This is a genomic window from Paraburkholderia fungorum (genome assembly GCF_900099835.1).
Lineage (GTDB): Bacteria > Pseudomonadota > Gammaproteobacteria > Burkholderiales > Burkholderiaceae > Paraburkholderia > Paraburkholderia fungorum_A.
The window spans coordinates 1,178,447-1,197,245 of sequence record NZ_FNKP01000002.1 but is presented as its reverse complement, the minus strand read 5'-3'; the positions used below and the strand labels follow the sequence as shown (position 1 = coordinate 1,197,245).

General features: G+C 60.9%; 16 protein-coding genes. 7 read left to right on the top strand and 9 right to left on the bottom strand.

Annotated features, from left to right (window positions below):
* Positions 1–28: 28 nt before the first annotated feature.
* The gene (locus tag BLS41_RS21300; protein ID WP_074768394.1) at positions 29–1,432 is read right to left on the bottom strand and encodes an L-serine ammonia-lyase; all 1,404 of its coding nucleotides are present in this window, start codon (positions 1,430–1,432) and stop codon (positions 29–31) included.
* A gap of 239 nt (positions 1,433–1,671) precedes the next feature.
* Between BLS41_RS21300 and BLS41_RS21295 the strand changes: the two genes are divergently transcribed.
* Positions 1,672–2,754, top strand: coding sequence for a GlxA family transcriptional regulator (locus tag BLS41_RS21295; protein ID WP_074771093.1), 1,083 nt, complete (start codon positions 1,672–1,674; stop codon positions 2,752–2,754).
* Positions 2,755–2,805: 51 nt separating this feature from the next.
* Here BLS41_RS21295 and BLS41_RS21290 read toward each other — a convergent pair whose 3' ends face one another.
* From BLS41_RS21290 to BLS41_RS21275, 4 genes are all read right to left on the bottom strand, one after another.
* A complete protein-coding gene (locus BLS41_RS21290) occupies positions 2,806–3,804 on the bottom strand; it encodes a GlxA family transcriptional regulator (protein ID WP_074768392.1) in 999 nt (332 codons plus the stop codon).
* Between the two features lie 7 nt (positions 3,805–3,811).
* The gene (gene choW, locus BLS41_RS21285) at positions 3,812–4,714 is read right to left on the bottom strand and encodes a choline ABC transporter permease subunit (protein ID WP_074768390.1); all 903 of its coding nucleotides are present in this window, start codon (positions 4,712–4,714) and stop codon (positions 3,812–3,814) included.
* Entirely contained in the window at positions 4,707–5,885 is a 1,179-nt protein-coding gene (locus BLS41_RS21280; RefSeq protein ID WP_074768388.1) for a quaternary amine ABC transporter ATP-binding protein, read from the bottom strand. The genes choW and BLS41_RS21280 overlap by 8 nt, the downstream gene beginning before the upstream one ends.
* Before the next feature lie 406 nt (positions 5,886–6,291).
* Positions 6,292–6,606: a hypothetical protein gene (locus BLS41_RS21275; protein WP_171910331.1), complete on the bottom strand. Its 315-nt coding sequence runs from the start codon at positions 6,604–6,606 to the stop codon at positions 6,292–6,294.
* 717 nt (positions 6,607–7,323) lie between these two features.
* On the opposite strand from BLS41_RS21275, the gene BLS41_RS21270 reads away from it, so the two are divergent.
* The gene (locus BLS41_RS21270) at positions 7,324–8,415 is read left to right on the top strand and encodes a porin (protein WP_083380039.1); all 1,092 of its coding nucleotides are present in this window, start codon (positions 7,324–7,326) and stop codon (positions 8,413–8,415) included.
* Between the two features lie 90 nt (positions 8,416–8,505).
* Here the strand turns inward: BLS41_RS21270 and BLS41_RS21265 are convergent, their stop codons facing one another.
* Entirely contained in the window at positions 8,506–9,273 is a 768-nt protein-coding gene (locus tag BLS41_RS21265) for a class II aldolase/adducin family protein (RefSeq protein WP_074768386.1), read from the bottom strand.
* A 585-nt stretch (positions 9,274–9,858) separates the two neighbouring features.
* Here BLS41_RS21265 and BLS41_RS21260 point away from each other — a divergent pair.
* From BLS41_RS21260 to BLS41_RS21240, 5 genes are all read left to right on the top strand, one after another.
* Positions 9,859–10,722 carry a branched-chain amino acid ABC transporter permease gene (locus BLS41_RS21260; RefSeq protein ID WP_436972042.1) on the top strand — a complete coding sequence of 288 codons (864 nt, stop codon included), beginning with the start codon at positions 9,859–9,861 and terminating at the stop codon, positions 10,720–10,722.
* 8 nt (positions 10,723–10,730) lie between these two features.
* Complete coding sequence (locus BLS41_RS21255; protein ID WP_074768382.1) at positions 10,731–11,741, top strand: branched-chain amino acid ABC transporter permease; 1,011 nt, start codon at positions 10,731–10,733, stop codon at positions 11,739–11,741.
* On the top strand, positions 11,734–12,498 hold the full coding sequence (locus tag BLS41_RS21250) for an ABC transporter ATP-binding protein (RefSeq protein ID WP_074768380.1): 765 nt from the start codon (positions 11,734–11,736) through the stop codon (positions 12,496–12,498). Before BLS41_RS21255 ends, BLS41_RS21250 begins: the two co-directional genes overlap by 8 nt.
* The gene (locus tag BLS41_RS21245; RefSeq protein ID WP_074768378.1) at positions 12,485–13,192 is read left to right on the top strand and encodes an ABC transporter ATP-binding protein; all 708 of its coding nucleotides are present in this window, start codon (positions 12,485–12,487) and stop codon (positions 13,190–13,192) included. The genes BLS41_RS21250 and BLS41_RS21245 overlap by 14 nt, the downstream gene beginning before the upstream one ends.
* 109 nt (positions 13,193–13,301) lie before the next feature.
* Positions 13,302–14,486, top strand: a complete 1,185-nt coding sequence (locus BLS41_RS21240; RefSeq protein WP_074768377.1) for an ABC transporter substrate-binding protein — start codon at positions 13,302–13,304, stop codon at positions 14,484–14,486.
* A 105-nt stretch (positions 14,487–14,591) separates the two neighbouring features.
* On the opposite strand, the gene BLS41_RS21235 is transcribed toward BLS41_RS21240, so the two are convergent.
* Genes BLS41_RS21235 through BLS41_RS21225 form a run of 3 tightly spaced genes read right to left on the bottom strand, consistent with a single transcriptional unit; the run spans position 14,592 to position 18,797 of the window.
* Positions 14,592–15,497: an SDR family oxidoreductase gene (locus tag BLS41_RS21235; RefSeq protein WP_074768375.1), complete on the bottom strand. Its 906-nt coding sequence runs from the start codon at positions 15,495–15,497 to the stop codon at positions 14,592–14,594.
* Between the two features lie 37 nt (positions 15,498–15,534).
* Entirely contained in the window at positions 15,535–17,091 is a 1,557-nt protein-coding gene (locus tag BLS41_RS21230; RefSeq protein ID WP_074768373.1) for a class I adenylate-forming enzyme family protein, read from the bottom strand.
* Positions 17,088–18,797: a long-chain fatty acid--CoA ligase gene (locus tag BLS41_RS21225; RefSeq protein ID WP_074768371.1), complete on the bottom strand. Its 1,710-nt coding sequence runs from the start codon at positions 18,795–18,797 to the stop codon at positions 17,088–17,090. Before BLS41_RS21225 ends, BLS41_RS21230 begins: the two co-directional genes overlap by 4 nt.
* Positions 18,798–18,799 lie beyond the last annotated feature (2 nt).

Sequence of the window (18,799 nt, the reverse complement as noted above, 5' to 3'; positions counted from 1 at the left end):
GCTGCTTCGTTTCGTACTGCGTCGTTGCCTAACACTCGATGACGTTCACGGCCAACCCGCCGCGCGACGTCTCCTTGTATTTCGTCTTCATATCCGCGCCGGTTTCGCGCATCGTCTTGATCACGTTATCGAGCGACACGTAGTGCTTGCCGTCGCCTTTCATCGCCATGCGCGCAGCGTTCAGCGCCTTGATCGTGCCCATTGCATTGCGTTCGATGCACGGAATCTGCACCAGCCCGCCGACCGGATCGCAGGTCATGCCGAGGTTGTGTTCCATACCGATTTCAGCGGCGTTTTCGACCTGAGTCGGCGTGCCGCCCATCACCGCAGCGAGCGCCGCCGCGGCCATCGAACACGCGACGCCCACTTCGCCCTGACACCCTACTTCAGCGCCGGAAATCGAAGCAGTTTCTTTATAGATGATGCCGATCGCCGCTGCGGTCAGCAGAAAATCGACAATGCCCGCGTCGTTCGATGCATGCATGAACTTCACGTAGTAGTTCAACACGGCCGGGATCACGCCGGCCGCGCCGTTGGTCGGCGCGGTCACGACGCGGCCGCCCGCCGCATTTTCTTCGTTGACGGCCATCGCGTACAGGTTGACCCAGTCGAGCATCGACAGCGGATCGCGCAACGACTCCTCGGAGCGCGAGCGCAATTGCGCACAGAGATCGGCCGCGCGACGCTTCACATGCATCGGACCAGGCAATTCGCCACGCACCTTGCAGCCCCGCTCGACACACGACGACATCGCGCGCCAGATTGCCAGCAGCCCGTCACGCACCTCACGCTCGGTACGCGACACCGTTTCGTTGCGCAACGTCACCTGCGCGATGGAAAGACCGGTTTCGCGGCACACGCGCATCAGGTCGTCGCCGGTACGAAACGGATACGGCACCTCGGCACCCGCACGCAAACCATTCACGCGATCGCCTTCGCGATTCACCACGAAGCCGCCGCCGATCGAGTAATACTCTTTCTCCACCAGCAGTTGCCCGTTTTCATCGAAGGCCTGAAAACGCATGCCGTTCGGGTGCACGAAGCTGGAGCCTGGACCACCCGGCACGCCTGGCATCAGCTTGCGAAAAAATCCAAGCTGCTCGCGTTCGTCGAACGCCACGGCGTGCTTGCCCAGCAGATTCAGTTGCTTCGTCTCGCGGATCGCTCGCAAGCGCGGCTCGATCAGATCCGGGTCGATCAGATCCGGCAGATTGCCTTCGAGCCCGAGTAGCACCGCCTTATCCGTGCCGTGCCCCTTGCCGGTCGCGCCAAGCGAACCGAACAGTTCGGCCTTCACGCGACGCACGAAGCCCAGCAAATTGGCATCTTCGATATGCGACGCAAACCGGCAGGCGGCGATCATCGGCCCGACCGTGTGCGAGCTCGACGGACCGATACCGATCTTGAACAGATCGAATACGCTGACGTTCATGGCGTGCCTTGTGCGTTGCAGTGCCGGGTTGGATAGGCCCCTATTGCACCGCACGTCAATTTGAATCGATAGAATAAAAACGGCATGACAGTGGGATAGTGGCGTCAACCAGGCCGTCGGCAAAGCGCTGCGGCGCATTTGCGATGACTTCTGACGCATTTGCGACAGGCGCTCAGACCGCCGCTAGCGATGCTGCTATTCTCCAATTCACCCCGATTCTCAATGCTCTGGCTGCATGCATGAATTCCGCTGAACCGCTTCCTCCTCAATCGATCGACGGCACGTCGAAGCAGCGCATTCGCTTCGGCATCATCCTGTTGCCGAACTTCACGCTGACCGCGTTCTCGGGTTTCGTCGACCTGTTGCGCCTGTCCGCCGACGAAGGCGATTTCAGCAAACCGGTGCGTTGCTCGTGGAGCGTCATAGGGGAAACCCTCGCTCCGGTGCGCGCGAGTTGCGGCATCCAGATCACACCGTGGGAAACCTTCGATAACGCCGAGCCGTTCGATTACGTCGTAGTGGTCGGCGGCCTGCTGCATTCCGGGCCGGCTGCGAACGACGCCACGCTGGCGTTCATCCGCCGGGCAGCCGCGGCCGATGCGACGCTCGTCGGCATGTGCACCGGCGTGTTCTCGCTGATGCGCGCGGGCGTGCTCGAAGGGCATCGCATCTGCGTGAGCTGGTTTCACTATTGGGATTTCATCGAGCGCTTTCCGTCGGTCAATGAAGAGTCGCTGGTCGCCGACCGGCTGTTCGTGATCGACCGGCGGCGCATTACGTGTTCGGGCGGACGCGCGTCGATCGACGTGGCGGCGGCGATTCTGCTGCGTCACTTCGAAACCGCTACGGTGCAGAAGGCGTTGCGTATTCTGCTGGTCGACGACATGCAGAAAGGCAATGCACCGCAGCCGCATCCACCGGGGCTCGCGCCCGCTGCGCATCCGAAAGTGAAACGCGCGATTCTGCTGATGGAACAGCATGTGGGCCGCTCTTTGCCGCTCGACGAACTCGCGCGCAAGCTCGACCTGTCGCCGCGTCAGCTTGAGCGGCTTTTCAAGGCGCAAACGGGAAAAGCGCCGCAGGCATACGCGAAGCAGGTGCGCTTGCGCACGGCTGCGTGGCTGCTGACAAGCTCAGATAAAACCGTGGCTGACATTGCATCCAGCTGCGGTTTTTCCGATGCTTCGCATCTGGGTCGGGAGTTCAGAAAACAGTTCGGCTTGCCGCCGGTGATGTACCGCGAACAGCGCGGCACGGCGGCGGAAGTGGAAGACGGTTCGGGCTATGACGAGACGTTTCCGGGGCGGGCGCAGGCGTTCTAACCCACGCCGACGCAACAGCGGCGCACTATGCGGAAACGGCCTTGAAAGCACTCACGCCGACAACCGCCGCTCCACACTCGGCGCGTGTCCGAATTGCGCGCGATAAGCCTTGCTGAAATGACACGGCGAATGAAAACCGCAGACGGTAGTAACCCGCGCAATCGACGCATCCGTATTACGCAGCAATTCCCGCGCGCGCCGCAAACGCAAGGTCAGGTAGTAATGCGTGGGCGACACGCTCAGGAACATCTTGAACATCCGCTGCAGATGACGCTGCGACAGATGCACGAGCCGCGCGAGTTCATCGAGCGATAACGGCTCCTCGATATTCGCCTCCATCAGCCGCACCACTTCGATCAACTCGGCGCGCGAAAAGCCGACACGTGCATCGACGGGAATGTGCTGATAATCGGTCGAGCCGCGAATCCGCTCGACAATGAACTGCTCGGACACCTGCGCCGCCACTGCATGCCCCAGGCGCATGCTAACCAGCTTCAGCATCAGATCGAGCGGCGCGGTGCCCCCCGTGCACGTCATCCGGTCGCGGTCGATCACGAACAGTTCGTCTGCGAAACGCACGTGCGGGTAGCTCTTGTGCAACGGCGACATGTCCTCCCAATGCACGGTCGCGCGATAACCGTCGAGCAGACCAGCGGCCAGCAACGCGTACGGTCCCGTGCAAATACCACCGAGCGGAATGCGTTGCGACGCGACCTCGCGCAGCAACGCGATCACCGCGTCGTCCACGTAATCGCGTACATGCCAGCCCGCGCAGACGAACAGCACGTCCGGCATGCCCGCTTCAGCCAGCGTCGTGGTCGGCTTTACCGTGATGCCGTTGCTCGCTCGCGCCGGTTCGCCGTCCGGCGTGATCACCGACCAGCGGTAGTGCTGCGCGCGGCCCACGTAATTGGCCATGCGCAGCACTTCGACCGCGCTGGTGAACGCGATCATCGAAAAATTCGGCAGCGTCAGGAAGCCGACGTGCGCGAGACTGGATAGCGGCGAATCCGCTTCAGGCTCGACCGGTGTCATCGCGTCGCGCTTCATCGGCGGCTCAACCGTGTTGCGCGGCCGGCTCGCGGCGCACTTTCATCACGTTGCGCAGACCGGACAGCAGCGGCGCTCTTGCCATACCGGGTGCCCGCCCGAAACTCTCGGTGATGCGGTCGAGAATGATCGCGAGCATCACGACGGAAAGACCGCTTTCGAAGCCGAGCCCGATATCGAGCCGCTGAATACTTGCGAGCACGTCGTTACCCAAACCGCCTGCGCCGACCATCGACGCGATGATCACCATCGATAGCGCCATCATGATGGTCTGGTTCACGCCGGTCATGATCGACGGCAGCGCGTTCGGAAACTGCACCTTGTAGAGCAATTGCCACGGCGTGCAGCCGAATGCCTGCCCTGCCTCGACAATCTCGCGGTTCACGTGTTTGATACCGAGCGAAGTCAGACGTACGGCAGGCGGCATCGCGAAGATCACCGTCGACAGAATCCCCGGTACGCGACCGAGGCCGAACAGCATCGCGGCCGGAATCAGATAGACGAATGCGGGCATGGTCTGCATCAGGTCGAGCACCGGGCGCACGATCATTTCGACGGTGCGGCTTTTCGCGGTCCAGATGCCGAGCGGCACGCCGAGCAACAGACTGATCAACGTCGACGACAATGTCAGGCCGAGCGTGATCACCATCTGATCCCAGAAGCCGGTGCCGTAGATCAGAAGCATCGCGAGCAACGTGAACAGCGCGAAACGCCAGCCCACGCGCCACAATCCGATGCCGACGAAAATCGCCATCAGCGCCCACATCGGCACGGCTTGCAAGCCGTGCTCGACCATCGCGGCAAAACTCTCGATCACCTTGCCGATCGAATCGAAAGTTTTTGCGTCGTGGTCCAGCAGATAGTGAACGCCGTGATCGACCCAGGCGCCAAGTGGAATGACTTCAGACATGGGAACTCCGATGGCGCGTGAGAACGTTGAGGACGTTCGTCTTGTTGACCGAACCGCAATAAGAGCCATCCGCTTCGACAACCGGCAGTGGCGCACGACTCGCCACCACGCGTTCGACCACATCGTCGAGCGGCGTGGTACGGCGAATACATTCGATCTGGTTCAATTGCGGCGACGCGCTGCCCATCGCATCGCGGCACACGAAGCCGCGAATCCTGCGCTCGCTGTCAAGCACGAACGCGTAGTCGGCGCTGCCGTTGAGCGTCGCGGCGACGCTCGATGCGTCGATCTGCGGCGAGTGCTGCATCAACGGCACGGCGTCGGTCTGCATCAGATCGCCGGCGGTCAGATAGCGGCTCGTGTCGATACCGTCGAAGAACGCGCGCACGTAATCGTCGGCGGGGTTCGTGATGATTTCCTGCGGCGTGCCGACCTGCACCACGCGGCCGCCTTCCATGATCGCGATACGCGTGCCGATGCGCATCGCCTCTTCCAGATCGTGCGACACGAACAGAATGGTGCGCTGCTGTTCGCGTTGAAGATCGAGCAGGACGTTCTGCATTTCCTTGCGTTTGAGCGGATCGAGCGCGGAGAACGCTTCGTCCATGATCATCAGCGACGGGTTGACCGCCAGTGCGCGCGCCAGCCCCACCCGCTGTTGCATACCGCCCGACAACTGCGCGGGCAGCTTGCCGGCGAACGGCGCGAGGCCGACCTGTTCGAGCACGGTGATCGCGCGCTGCTCGCGTTCCTTGCGGCCCACGCCCGCCACTTCGAGCCCGAACGCCGCGTTCGACAGCACGGTCCGTTGCGGCATCAGCGCGAACGACTGGAACACCATGCTCATGTCCTTGCGACGCAGCGCGGTCAATTCGGAGCGCGGCACGCTGGCGACGTCGCGGCCGTCGATCAGCACCTTGCCCGCAGTGGGTTCGACCAGCCGATTGATCAGGCGAATCAGCGTCGACTTGCCCGAACCGGAAAGGCCCATCAACACGAAGATCTCGCCTTCTTTCACGTCGAACGACGCGTTATGAACGCCGACGATCTGACCTGTGCGCGAGAACACTTCTTCTTTCGTTGCGCCGGCGGCCAGCATCGCGAGCGCTTCTTTGGGGCTGGTGCCGAACACCTTGCACAGCCCTTCGACCACGACCTTCGGGGAATTCATCGAGCGATCTCCTTTGTCGGCGGGAGTTAGCGCTTTAGCGCTTACTCCCGCCCCATGCAAAGCTGTCGACCAGAGTTAGCGCTTCAGCGCCTACTCCAGCCCAACGCAAAGCCATTACCGGCTTCGCAGACGTGTGTCCGCGCTGTGCATACATAGTTGCCAGAAAAAAGTACGCGTTGCCGACTATTTGCGACAACCACATGAGGAAATACGACACCTGGGTTGCAGATGCTGCGCTAGCGGCAGGCGAAAGCCTTGCCTGGCAACGGTTTGGTCAGATGGGACAGCTTGACGGCGTATGTCGCGCCAAGGCAAGTGGAAAGGGTTTCGGTCCAAAAAAACAGTTTGGCGGGCGACACCCGACGCGCCTTGAAACGGCTCGTAGCGCGGGGCGTCGCCGTCCTGGTTACTGGCTCGCGGCTGCGCCAATACCCGCCTTCTTTTCGGCCTTCTGCAGATCGGTCGGATAGTTCGGGTCGTTAGCGGCGGGCTTGTAACCCGCGTCCTCGAGTTTCTTCAATTCGGCATTCTTCTTTGCGCGGGCTTCCTTGCGGGCTTCTTTACGCTGGGCTTTGGTCGGCTTCGCGCCGGTGGTCGCAGCCGGCTGCTGCGCCGACACGACGCCGCTTGCATCCTGCGCGACAGCGAGCGGAATACTGCCGGCGACCATCGCCATGACCGAAACCCCAAGCATGATTTGTTTAATGGCAGAACTCTTCATCACAGATATCCCCTCTTGAAAATTGGCAATAACGTCGAAGCCTGTTTGCGGACCTTCGTTCACGCGACGAAACAGCACACGGTATTCGATGACTGATTCGCCGCCTAAAGCTTACAGGCAAACGACGGATGCGGGACTGAATGCGTCGGCTCGCTTTTACTGATTGGACTATTGCACGTGGCGACATCAAGCCGACAGGGAATTCAGATAGCACGTAACGCGCAGACTCTTTTTGCGACCATCTACTTAGCTTCCTTTTAGTTCTGCATTGCAGAACTAAAAACAGGTGACGGCTCAACACTTCAAACCCGCCTTACAGCCAATTTTCTTCTATTACACCGCGATATCAGCGCGATAAAACACAATTCGCCCGCCAGGTGTTTTCCCTATTCAGGCCTGCATTGCAGTCCAACCCGCGATTTCCCTCGTTGACACTGCACGAACGGTCGTGCGAAATTCCGCTTGCATCCTGTGCGCAAGCTCGCAATAAAAGATCGTGCTGAAGCGCTGCCCTTCTCGCCATCAGGAGACTCATCGGCCAGGCGAGGTCAAATCCAGGAGTGCATCAACAGACGCCATATTTCGCATCCCTTATCAGGTCGCGAAGGCTTTCTGCCGCCTATCGACAACGCAGCGAGCAACAGATCGCCAGAACCGCGCAGCACCCGTTTTATCTCGTCAGGTCAGTCGATTACATAAAACAAGGAGACACGCAGCATGCCGGCAAGTTATCGCAATCGGGTTGGAGTCATTCTCGGATTGATGGGCGCGTGCGCACTCGGCGCGACGCAAAGCGCACATGCGCAAAGCAGCGTTACGCTGTACGGCGTGCTCGACGCATCGCTGCTCTACACCAATAAAACGCTCGATACGGCGAACGGCCAGAGTGGCCCGCATCAATATTCGTTCAACGACAGCGGCGTGTCCGGCTCGCATTTCGGCTTGCGCGGCGTCGAAGATCTCGGCGGCGGCCTACGCGCCATCTTCCAGCTCGAAAGCGGCATCAGCATGGCCAATGGCGCGCTCAGCAATTCGAACGGCAATCTGTTCGGACGCCAGGCGTGGATCGGTATCGACAGCAAGTACGGTACGGTCAAGGCCGGTTTGCAGTTCTCGCCGTTCTTCCTTGCCGCGTACGATTTCGATCCGCGCAATATGTCGTACTTCGGCAGCGGCCTCGTCTCCTATATCAACAACGTCTACGTGACGGGGATGTTCAACCCGAACGGCGTGTCATACACGTCACCGGAGATTGCGGGCTTGCAGGCCAGCGCATTGATGGCGCTCGGGGGCACCGCCGGCGATTTCCAGGCGGGCCGTCAGTACTCGGCAAGCTTGCGCTATCACCTCGGCACGCTGGTCGTCGACGCCGCGCTTTATAGCGGCAATGCGGGCGGCAGCGCGGCAACGATCGCGGTTCCCAGTGCGATCGAATTCAACGGCCGCGCGCTCGGCGCAAGCTACACGTTCAGCAATCTGACGGTGAAGGCGTCTTACGTGCAATACAAGATTGCGGGGTCGTTCAACGACCGCGTCTACTCGGGCGGTGCGAGCTATCGCGTCACACCCGCGCTGAATGTCGACGCGGGCGTGTGGGTCACGCGCGACGCCAACAACTCGTCGAACAATTCAGTGCTGGCGTCGACCGGTGTCGAGTACTCGTTGTCGAAGGCCACGATGACCTACGCACAAGTCGGCTTCGTGACCAACCACGGCGCCACGCATACGGGACTCTCGGTCAACAATGCGCTCAATCTGGCGACGGGGACGACAGCCGGTGCGAACATCGGCATCCGCCATACGTTCTGATGGTTGTTTCGCCGAACGCGAAACAGATCGATGAAGAATGCGATGCGCCGCGCAAGCGGCGCATCGGCTAGCGCGGATCGACGAGCGGCATCATTCGTCGTAACCTGGATTGCGCCGCGTCAACCGACGCAGCAAACCAGGCCACACGAGATTGGCGCCCTTGCCCTTACTCACTTCGCGCGCCTGTTCGCCCATCGTTGCGATGATCGATTGCGGCACTTCGATCAGCTTGCCGCCCGCCTGCGCAAGAATCTGGATCCGGCACGACGTCTCGAACAGATACATCGCCTGAAACGCTTCGGCGACGGAACGCCCGCACGTCAGCAAACCGTGATTGCGCAGCATCATGAAGTTGGCGTTGCCGAGGTCGGCGACGAGCGTCGCCTTCTCGGCATCGCGCAATGCGACACCTTCGTAATCGTGATACGCGAGGTTGGTCAACACGAAACCCGATTGCTGCGACAACGGCAGCAATCCGCCCTCCTGCGCTGCAACGGCCACGCCATGAGCCGTATGCGTGTGCAGCACGCAATTGACGTTGGGGCGCGCTTCGTGCACGGCGCTATGAATCACGAAACCGGCGGGATTCACGTCGAACGGAGTCGGCATCACGGGATGTCCTTCGTGATCGACCTTGACCAGACTCGACGCCGTGATCTCCTCGAAGAAAAGTCCGTAGGGGTTGATCAGAAACTCATGTTCTTTCCCGGGCACGCGCGCCGAAATATGCGTGAACACCAGATCGTCCCAGCCGAATAACGCGACCAGTCGGTACGCAGCGGCAAGATCGATACGCACTTGCCACTCTTCGGGCGACACCATTTGACGAACGCTGGGAATCTCGACTGCCGAGTTCATGGGGGGACCTTGATGGGTGCAAAAACACTGTGGGAAAAGAGCCGCCTTGTTTGAGAGCGGTTCACCAGCGCAAGTGCCGTAACAGCGCAAAGCGGCTCTTCATAATTTCTGCACAGCAGAATACTGGTGCGATTAAAGCGGTGTCAAGACGACTTTTCCGTCAATGAAGAAGGTCTTGCCGGCACGTCCTTGCGGTGCGGCCGCAAGTCAAAAAAACCCTATAAACGCAGGATTTTTATCGCATATGCATGACCCGCATCGAAGTTGCTGGTACTCGCCGGAAATCGTCTAAGTAACTTCCCTAACAATCTGCAATGCAGAACATGCGCACGCAAAACCCTATTGACGAAAAGTGAACGCCCGTGCCAAATTCCTCTCGCGACAGAGTACATCGCGTGTTCGAAATCCGCGCCTCAGCGCGTGCTGCACGATGCGTTCGAGTGACGTATCAACCGTCGGCAACCGTCGTCTGGTTCGATCAGCGGCTGTTGTCCCGTCCGCAAGTCCGGCGCCGGTCTGCGCATGTCCTGAAGCCTGAGACATGCTTTCGCCGGGTGCCTGGTTGGAGGGTTTAAAAGCGTGGATATGTTTTTGCAGCAGGTCCTCAACGGGCTGACTCTCGGCGGCATTTATAGCCTCGTCGCGCTCGGTCTGACGCTGGTCTACGGCATTCTCGCGGTGCCGAATTTCGCGCACGGCGCGTTCTACATGGTCGGCGCCTTCGTATCGTTCTATCTGATGACGCGACTCGGCCTGAACTACTGGCTTGCGATGATCGGCTCCAGCATCGCCGTCGCCGCGCTCGCCGTTCTCGCGGAACGGCTCGTGTTCCAGCCGCTGCGCAAGTCGTCCGAATTGCATCCGATGATCGCCGCGATCGGACTGATGCTGTTTCTCGAAGCAGGCGCACAGGCGATCTGGGGCGCGGATTTTCATCGTATGCCGACTCCCTATGCGGGCATTGTCGATCTCGGCGGCGTCAGTGCGCCGCTGCAGCGTCTGCTGATTATCGCCGCCGCCTTTGCGCTGGTGGCTCTGCTGCAACTGTTCCTCCGGTTCACCGTGGTCGGCTCCAGCATCATCGCGATGGCGCAGGACCGCGAAGGCGCGTCGCTGATGGGCATCGACGCGAACAAGGTGACCATGCTCACCTTCGGCATCTCGGGCCTGCTCGCCGCGGTAGCTGCCACGCTCTACGCGCCCATCAACCTCGTCTATCCCGCGATGGGCCAACTGGTGATTCTCAAAGCCTTCGTGATCATCATTCTCGGCGGCATGGGCAGCGTACCGGGTGCGATTGTCGGCGGATTGATCATCGGCATGGCGGAGAGCTTCGGCGCGTTCTATATCTCGACCGACTACAAGGACATCATCGCGTTCGTGCTGCTGGTGGTGATTCTGTCGGTTCGCCCGCAAGGGCTCTTCACCAGGGAACTGCGCGCATCGTGAAATCATCCATGAAACTATTCGAGGGCAAGCCGGGGTGGACGCTGCTGTTCGTGCTCGGCCTGGTGTTCCCGTTCGCCGCGACCAACGACTACATGCTCACCGTGATGTCCACCGCGTACATCTTCGCGCTGGCCACGGTCGGGTTGAATCTGATCACGGGCTACACGGGGCAGTTCAATCTCGCGCACGGCAGTTTCATGGCGGTGGGCGCGTACACGGTCGGCATTCTCACCGTCGATCATCAGGTGCCGTTCTGGCTCGCGTTCATCGCATCGGGGGTAGTGGTCGCGGTACTCGGCGTGCTTGTCGGCCTCGTGTCGCTGCGTTTGCGCGGTCACTATTTTTCGATTTTCACGCTATGCGTGGGCTACATCATGTTTCTCGTCATCGAGAAATGGGACGGCCTGACGCATGGTGTCTCGGACATCATCGGCATTCCGGCACCGTCGGGCTTCGGTCTCGTGTCGTTCGAGAATCCGCGTGCGCTCTACTACCTCGTGTTCGCGTTTCTGGTGCTAGGCGTGTGGCTGATGCATCGCATCGTCGACTCGCTGCTCGGCCGCACTTTCATGGCAATCCGTAATAGCGACGGACTCGCGCAATCGCTCGGCATCAACCTGATGCGCAACAAGGTGCTGGCGTTCGTGCTGTCGGTTATTTACGCGGGGCTTGCCGGTGGTTTGTATGCGGGCTCCGTACGCTTTCTCGGGCCTGATCTGGCCGCCGTCGATCACACGTTCGACATGACCATGTACATGCTGGTGGGCGGCATCGGCACGCTTGCGGGACCGTTGCTCGGCGCGCTGATTATCCCGTGGCTCACGCAGTATCTGCAGTTTCTGCAGGAATACCGCTTCGTCGTATTCGGCCCGATATTGATCGTGCTGGTGATCTTCCTGCCCAACGGCATCGTCGGTTTGTATCAGTCGAAAAAGATGCGCCGCGTGCAACGGCCTGTGCCGAAAGGCGGCATCGCCGCGGCGCAGTCCGCATCCGCACGAGGAGACCGTCATGCTTGAAATCGACTCGCTCAGCAAACGGTTCGGCGGCCTCGTTGCCGTCGACGACGTGAGCACGACAATCGCCGCAGGGCAGATCAACGCGATCATCGGGCCGAACGGCGCGGGCAAGACCACGTTCTTCAATCTGATCAGCGGTACGCATCTGCCGACGTCCGGGCGCATTCTCTTCAAAGGCGAGGACGTGACGAAGCTCGGCGCCGATCAGATGGCGCGTCTTGGCGTCGCGCGCACGTTTCAGTCCACCGCATTGTTCGACCGGGCCAGTGTGCTCGACAACCTGATCGTCGGGCACCGTCTGCGCACGCATTCCGGTCTATGGGACGTGCTCACGCATTCGAAGCGCCTGAAACACGAGGAGCAGATTTGCCGCGACAAGGCGCGCGACGCGCTCGACTTCGTAGGGCTCTCGGCAATGGCCTCGCGCATGGCCGGCGACATCTCGCAGGAAGAACGCAAACGCGCCGCTATAGCGCTCGCGCTCGCCACCGAACCGAGCCTGATGCTACTCGACGAACCCGCCGGCGGCGTCAACCCGGAGGAGACCGAGGGTCTCGCCGACCTGATCCGCAAGCTGGTCAAGCACGGCGTGACGGTATGCCTGGTCGAACACAAGATGAACATGATCATGAAGCTGGCGGACCGCATCATGGTGCTGAACTACGGCAAGAAAATCGCCGAAGGAATGCCCGCCGAGATTCGCGCCAACCCGGCGGTGATCGACGCCTATCTCGGGAGCGAACATGCTGAAGCTTGACAACGTCGCACTCGATTACGGCAGTTTCCGCGCACTCGACGGCATCAATCTGCACGCGGACGACGGCGAACTCGTCGTGCTGCTCGGCGCCAACGGCGCGGGTAAAAGCTCGATCTTTCTCGCGATGAGCGGCCTGCGCCGCGCTTCGGGTGGCAGCGTGCTCGTCAACCACCGCCAGATGCTCGGCATGACGCCCGCGCAGATCGTGCGCAGTGGTGTGATTCAGTGTCCCGAGGGACGCAAGCTGTTTCCGGGCATGTCGGTGCTGAAGAACCTCACGCTCGGCGCGTACGTGCATCGCGGCGACAAGGCGGGCAATCAGCGCAATCTCGACCAGGTGTTCTCGCTGTTTCCGCTGCTGGCGGAACGCAAGGATCACACGGCGGGTTCGCTATCGGGCGGTCAGCAGCAGATGGTCGCGATCGGCCGCGCGATGATGGCGCGGCCCAAGGTGCTGCTGCTCGACGAACCGTCGCTCGGACTCGCGCCGCTGGTGGTCAAGCAGGTGTTCGATGTGATCCAGCAGATCAATCGCGCCGGAACCACCGTGCTGCTCGCCGAACAGAACGCTTTCGCGGCACTGAAGATCGCGCATCGTGCGTACGTGATCGAGAACGGCCGCATCGTGCTCGAAGGCGATCAGGCGAGCCTGATGAACAACGAAGCGATCCGGCGCGCTTATGTGGGCGGCTGAGTGTGAACTGATCGTGAACTGAGCGGCAACTGATCGACATCGACACCTTCGATGCAACAACACGCGCCACCTGAGCGCGGCACATTCCATTCATACCAAGGAGACATGTATGACGATCAAACGCTTGTGCAAGCGCACCGGACTCGTTGCCGCCGTCGCCACGACCGCGCTGATGGGCGCGGGTGCCGCGATGGCGCAGCAGGTCGTGCACATCGGCTATTCGGGGCCGTTGAGCGGCGGCGCAGCGAAGTATGGGCAGGAAGTGCTCGACGGCATGCAGATGGCCGCCGCCGATGTCAATCAGGCCGGCGTCGAAGTCGCGGGCAAGAAGATCAAGCTCGAAATCGTCCCGCTCGACGACAAGTACAACCCGAGCGAAACCGCGATCAATGCGCGGCGTCTCGCGCAGGAACAGCAGGCCGCTGTCGTGCTCGTGCCGCATTCCGGCGGCGGCTTCGCGGTGCAGACCAGCAACGAACAGCAGAAGCTGCTGCTGCTCTCCTACACCAGCGTCCCGCAGATCAGCGAACGCGGCAACAAGCTGACCGTGCGGATTCCGCCTGCGTTCACGTCGTATCTGAACTCATTCGTCAAATACGAAATGGCGACGTACGGCAAGAAAGTCGCGCTGGCCGCCACCGATACCGAGTATGGCAAGGTCTGGGTCGCCGCTTTCAAACCGGCTTGGGAAGCGGCAGGCGGCACGGTCGTCGCCGACAACGCAATGTCGTATAACCGCGCGACCGACTTCTACAGCGGCGTGAGCCGCGTGCTCGCAGCCAAACCGGACGTGATGTTTATCGGCGGGCCGTCCGAGCCGACCGGTCTCGTCGCGCAGCAGGCACGCGAACTGGGCTTCAAGGGCGGCTTCATCGTGATGGATCAGGCCAAGCTCGACGAAGTGGCGAAGGTCACGAACGGTTATGCCGCGCTGAACGGCGCAATCGGCGTACTGCCGCTCGCCGCCGACGACACGCCGAGCGCGAAAGCGTTTGTCGAGCGATTCCGCAAGACGCATGGCGGGCGCGATCCTAGCCAGGAGGTGTCGCTGAATTACACGGCGGTGTACGCGACGGCCATTGCGATGAAACTCGCGGGCAGCGTCAGCGACGCGACGGCAATCCGCAATAATTTCGACAAGGCCGTGAAGATGTTGCCGCCGCAAAACAATCCGCATGGCGTGACAGCGGTCGACGATCACGGCGGATTCGTGATCGGCAATCCGCTGGCGGCAGTGGTTCAGAACGGACAGTTGAAACCGGCGGCGTTGAGTACGTTGACAGCGGCGAAGTGAAGGTTTTCTGCCGCGGATACCGGGAGTGAGTGACGAATAGAAAAGGCGCCGTGATATTCACGGCGCCTTTTTTATTGAAGCGTAAAGCGTGGAAACGTAAAACCTTTACCCCTTCAACGCCGCCACGATCTGCTCGCGCACATGCGGGCGCTCGGCAAACGGATCGGTCGGATTGCGCGGCGTGACGATATCGTCCGCGCGGGTTTTCACGGCGCTCAGTGCATGCGAATGCGAGAAAATATAAAACTGCTCTTCGCGGATCGCATCGAACACCATCGTCGCGACCTCTTCCGCGCTCACTTTGCCCGAGTTCACCGCTTTCTCGCTCAGTGCACGCGACACGTTTTGGGACAACGTGAGCGGTGTACCGTTAGCAAGATCTGCGGGACGGTTACGATGCGCTTTGGCGATTCCTGTCGGCACGAAATAAGGACACAGTACCGAACACGCGACCTGCTGCGTGACCAGCGAGAGATCCTGATACAACGATTCCGTCAGCGATACCACCGCGTGTTTCGACACGTTGTACGGCCCCATCAGCGGCGGATTGAGCAGCCCCGCCATCGACGCCGTATTGACGATGTGCCCGCGATAATTCGCGTCGCGTTTCGCCGCGTCCAGCATCAACGGCGTAAACGCGCGTACACCATGAATCACGCCCCACAGGTTGACGCCAAGCAACCATTGCCAGTCGCGCTCCGTGTTTTCCCACACGAGTCCGCCGCTGCCGCCCACGCCCGCATTATTGAAAACGAGATGCACAGCGCCGAACGTGTCGAGCGTGGCGCGCGCCAGCGCATCGATCTCGTCGCCCTTCGCCACATCCACGCGATGCGCGACTGCCCGCGCGCCTGCCGCGCTCACTTCGGCGAAGGTTTCGTCGAGTGCGTCCTGCTGCACGTCGGCCAGCACGAGCCGCATGCCGAGCTTCGCGCCGAGTCTCGCGAACTCACGGCCGAAGCCGGAGCCTGCCCCGGTTATCACCGCAACTTTGTCTGCGAAATTGTCCATGTGTTGTCCTGTATCCAGTATTTTTCGCACGCGCCGATCAGCGCGCTGAGGGATAGAACTGTTCGCGCAACTCGCGCTTGAGCACCTTGCCGATCGGACTGCGCGGCAAGGTGTCGACAAAGGTGACGGCGGAGAGCCGCTGCATCTTGCCGACCCGCGCATTGACCCACGCGAGCAAGGCCGCCTCGTCGATCTGCGCACGCGGATCACGCACGACGAACGCCACCGGCGTCTCGCCCCATTGTTCGGATTGCGCGCCGACCACTGCAACTTCCGCGACGTCGGGATGCTGCCGCACCTCGGCTTCGAGATCGCTCGGATACACGTTGAAGCCGCCCGAAATGATCATGTCCTTCTTGCGATCGAGCAGCGTCAGAAAACCGTCTTCGTCGAAACGCCCCATATCGCCGGTACGAATGAAGCGCTTGCCGCTCGGGTCGTACCACTCCGCTTCTGCCGTCTTGTCGGGTTGTTTGTAGTAGCCGGTCATCATCGCCGGCGAGTGGCCGACGACTTCGCCGACCTCGCCCGCCGCCACTTCGTTACCGAGTTCGTCGATCAGACGGATGTCGTGCCCTTCCATCGGCTGGCCGACCGAATGCAGCTTGGTCGGCCAGTCGTTGGCCTCCAGCTGGCACGAGCCACCGCCTTCGGTCATTCCGTAGTACTCGGTGAGCCGGCCGGGCCAGCGGCGCGCCACGTCCGCCTTGATGCTCGCCGCGAACGGCGCACTCGTGCAGAACTTCGCCTGAAAACTGGAGAGGTCGTAGCGGTCGAACTGCGGATGCGCCATCAGACGCTGATATTGCACGGGCACCAGCATCGTGTGCGTGGCGCGATATTGCTGCGCGAGTTCGAGATAACGCGTGGCATCGAATTTCGGCATCAACACGACGGTGCCGCCGAATGTCAGCGTCGGCATGAAACTCACGAGCGTCGTGTTCGAATAGAGCGGTGTCGAGATCAGCGTCGTGGCGTCGGGGCCGTAGCCGCGCTGAATGCTGCGTACCGCGTACGCCCAACGCATGCCGTGCGATTGCACGATGCCCTTCGGCGTGCCCGTCGTGCCCGACGAATAGATGATGTTGAACGGCCACGCCGGATCGATTTTCACCGCTTCTGGCCCAGCACCGATTGGCGCGAGCCATGCATTCAGCGGAGCGCTGCCGGCGTGTGCATCCAGAGCAACCGGCACTGCGTCGATCTGCGCGGCGACTGGTTCGAGCAGACGCTTGACCTCTGCATCGAGAAACAATAATCGCGCGCCCGAATTGCCGATCATGCTGACAAGACTTGCCGCGCTCGATGAAGGCGCAAGCGGCGCGACCGCTGCGCCCGCTCTCAATCCGCCGAGAAACGCGACGGTGTAATCGACGGATGCCGTCGCGCATAACGCAATGGCATCGCCAGGCTGAACGCCGTCGCGTTGCAAAGCGGCGGCGAAGCGATCGACTCGCGCGTCGAGTTCGGCATAAGTGACGACTTCGCCATCGCAGATTAACGCCGGATGGTCGCCGCGCTCTTTGGTAAAACGGCGCAGCATATCGGTGATGCAGACGAACGGTTCATCGAGTAACGCTTCGAGCCAACTCATCGCGATGCGCCTCCTTCGCCATTTGCAACCGATGCCTGGCGCGCCGCATCTTCTTCCTGCAATTTGCGCCACAGTATCTTGCCGCTGCCGGACTTTGGCAGCGAGGTAACAAATTCAACGATACGCGGCGCCTTGTACGACGCCATCTGTTCATGCGCCCAGTCGATGATCTGCTGCTCGGTGATGTCCGCCGCCTGCGCCGCGTTGGGCACCACCAGCGCCTTCACGGTCTCGCCCCGCTTCTCGTCTTTCACGCCGATCACACACACTTCATGAATCGCAGGATGCCGGTACATCAGCGCTTCGACTTCGGCGGGCCACACTTTATAACCCGATGCATTGATCATCCGCTTCAGACGATCGGTCATGAAAAAGTAGCCGTCTTCGTCGATATGTCCGAGGTCGCCGGTACGCAGGAAGCGCTTGCCGTCGAGTTCGATAAACGCTTCCTGCGTCGCCTTCGGATTACGCCAGTAGCCCTGCATCACCTGCGGCGCGTTGACGACGATCTCGCCCGTTTCGCCTTGCGGCAGTTCCTGCAGCGTGACCGGATCGATCACGCGCGAATCCACGTCGAACACGGGAATACCGAGGCACTGCGGTTTCGGACGATGCGGCGGATTGATGTGCGTGCCCGCGATCGTCTCCGACATCCCGTAGCCTTCGACATAATCAAGCCCGGTCAGCGACTTGAGTTTCTTCGCGATCGCATCCGGCATCGCCGCGCCGCCGCCGCGCGCACCGGTCAGACTCGACAGGTCGTATTCACCGAGCTTCGGATTCGACAGAAAATCGACCATCATCGTCGAGATGGATTGCCATGCGCTCACGCGATATTTCTGCATGCATAGCGCAGCGGCGTCGCGATCCCAGCGCGGCAACACGACGATAGTCGAGCCGCAATACACCGCGCTGTTCATGCCGCCCTGCATGCCGGTGACGTGAAAAAACGGCAGGATCGACAGATGCACGCCGTCGGACGGCACCGAGAACCACACGCATCCGCCGAGCGCGGTGCTCATCACGCTGCGGTGCGTGTGCATGCAGCCCTTCGGCTTGCCGGTGGTGCCGGACGTATAGGGCATCACGCACAGATCGTCGGGACCGGCGGTTAGCGGGCCAGGTGCGATACGCCGGTCGAGCACGGATTGCCACGACGTGACGCCGGGAAGATCGAATGTCTTGCGCGGCGCGGCGACGAGTTCGGAGACGGGAATCGTCGACGGACGCTTCAGATAATCGCTATACGTCCCGACGATTGCGTGTTCGAGCCCTTGCCCGGAACCGTTGCCGATCAGCGGTTCGACGTTCTGGAAAAGGCACTGCGGCGCAATGATCGTAGTCGCGCCGCTATCTTCGACGTAATGCGCGAGTTCGTCCTTCATGTTCATCGGATTAACCGGCACTACCACGGCATTGGCTCGCAGGATGCCGTAGTAAGCGATGATCCATTGCGGGCTGTTCTGCATATAGAGCAGCACGCGGTCGCCGGCCTTGACGTGACATTCCTGTTGCAGAAAACCTGCTACGCGTTCGGCTTCGTCCTTGAACTCGGCGAACGTGATCGGGGTGTCGTAGAAAACGATGAACGGCTTATTCGGAAAGCGCGCCGCCGAGACTTCGGCGTTATAGAAAATATTGGTTTCAGGCAGAGTCAGATGCAGTGGCACTTGCGGCGGCCAATGCGGATGATGGCGTTCGTTCATGT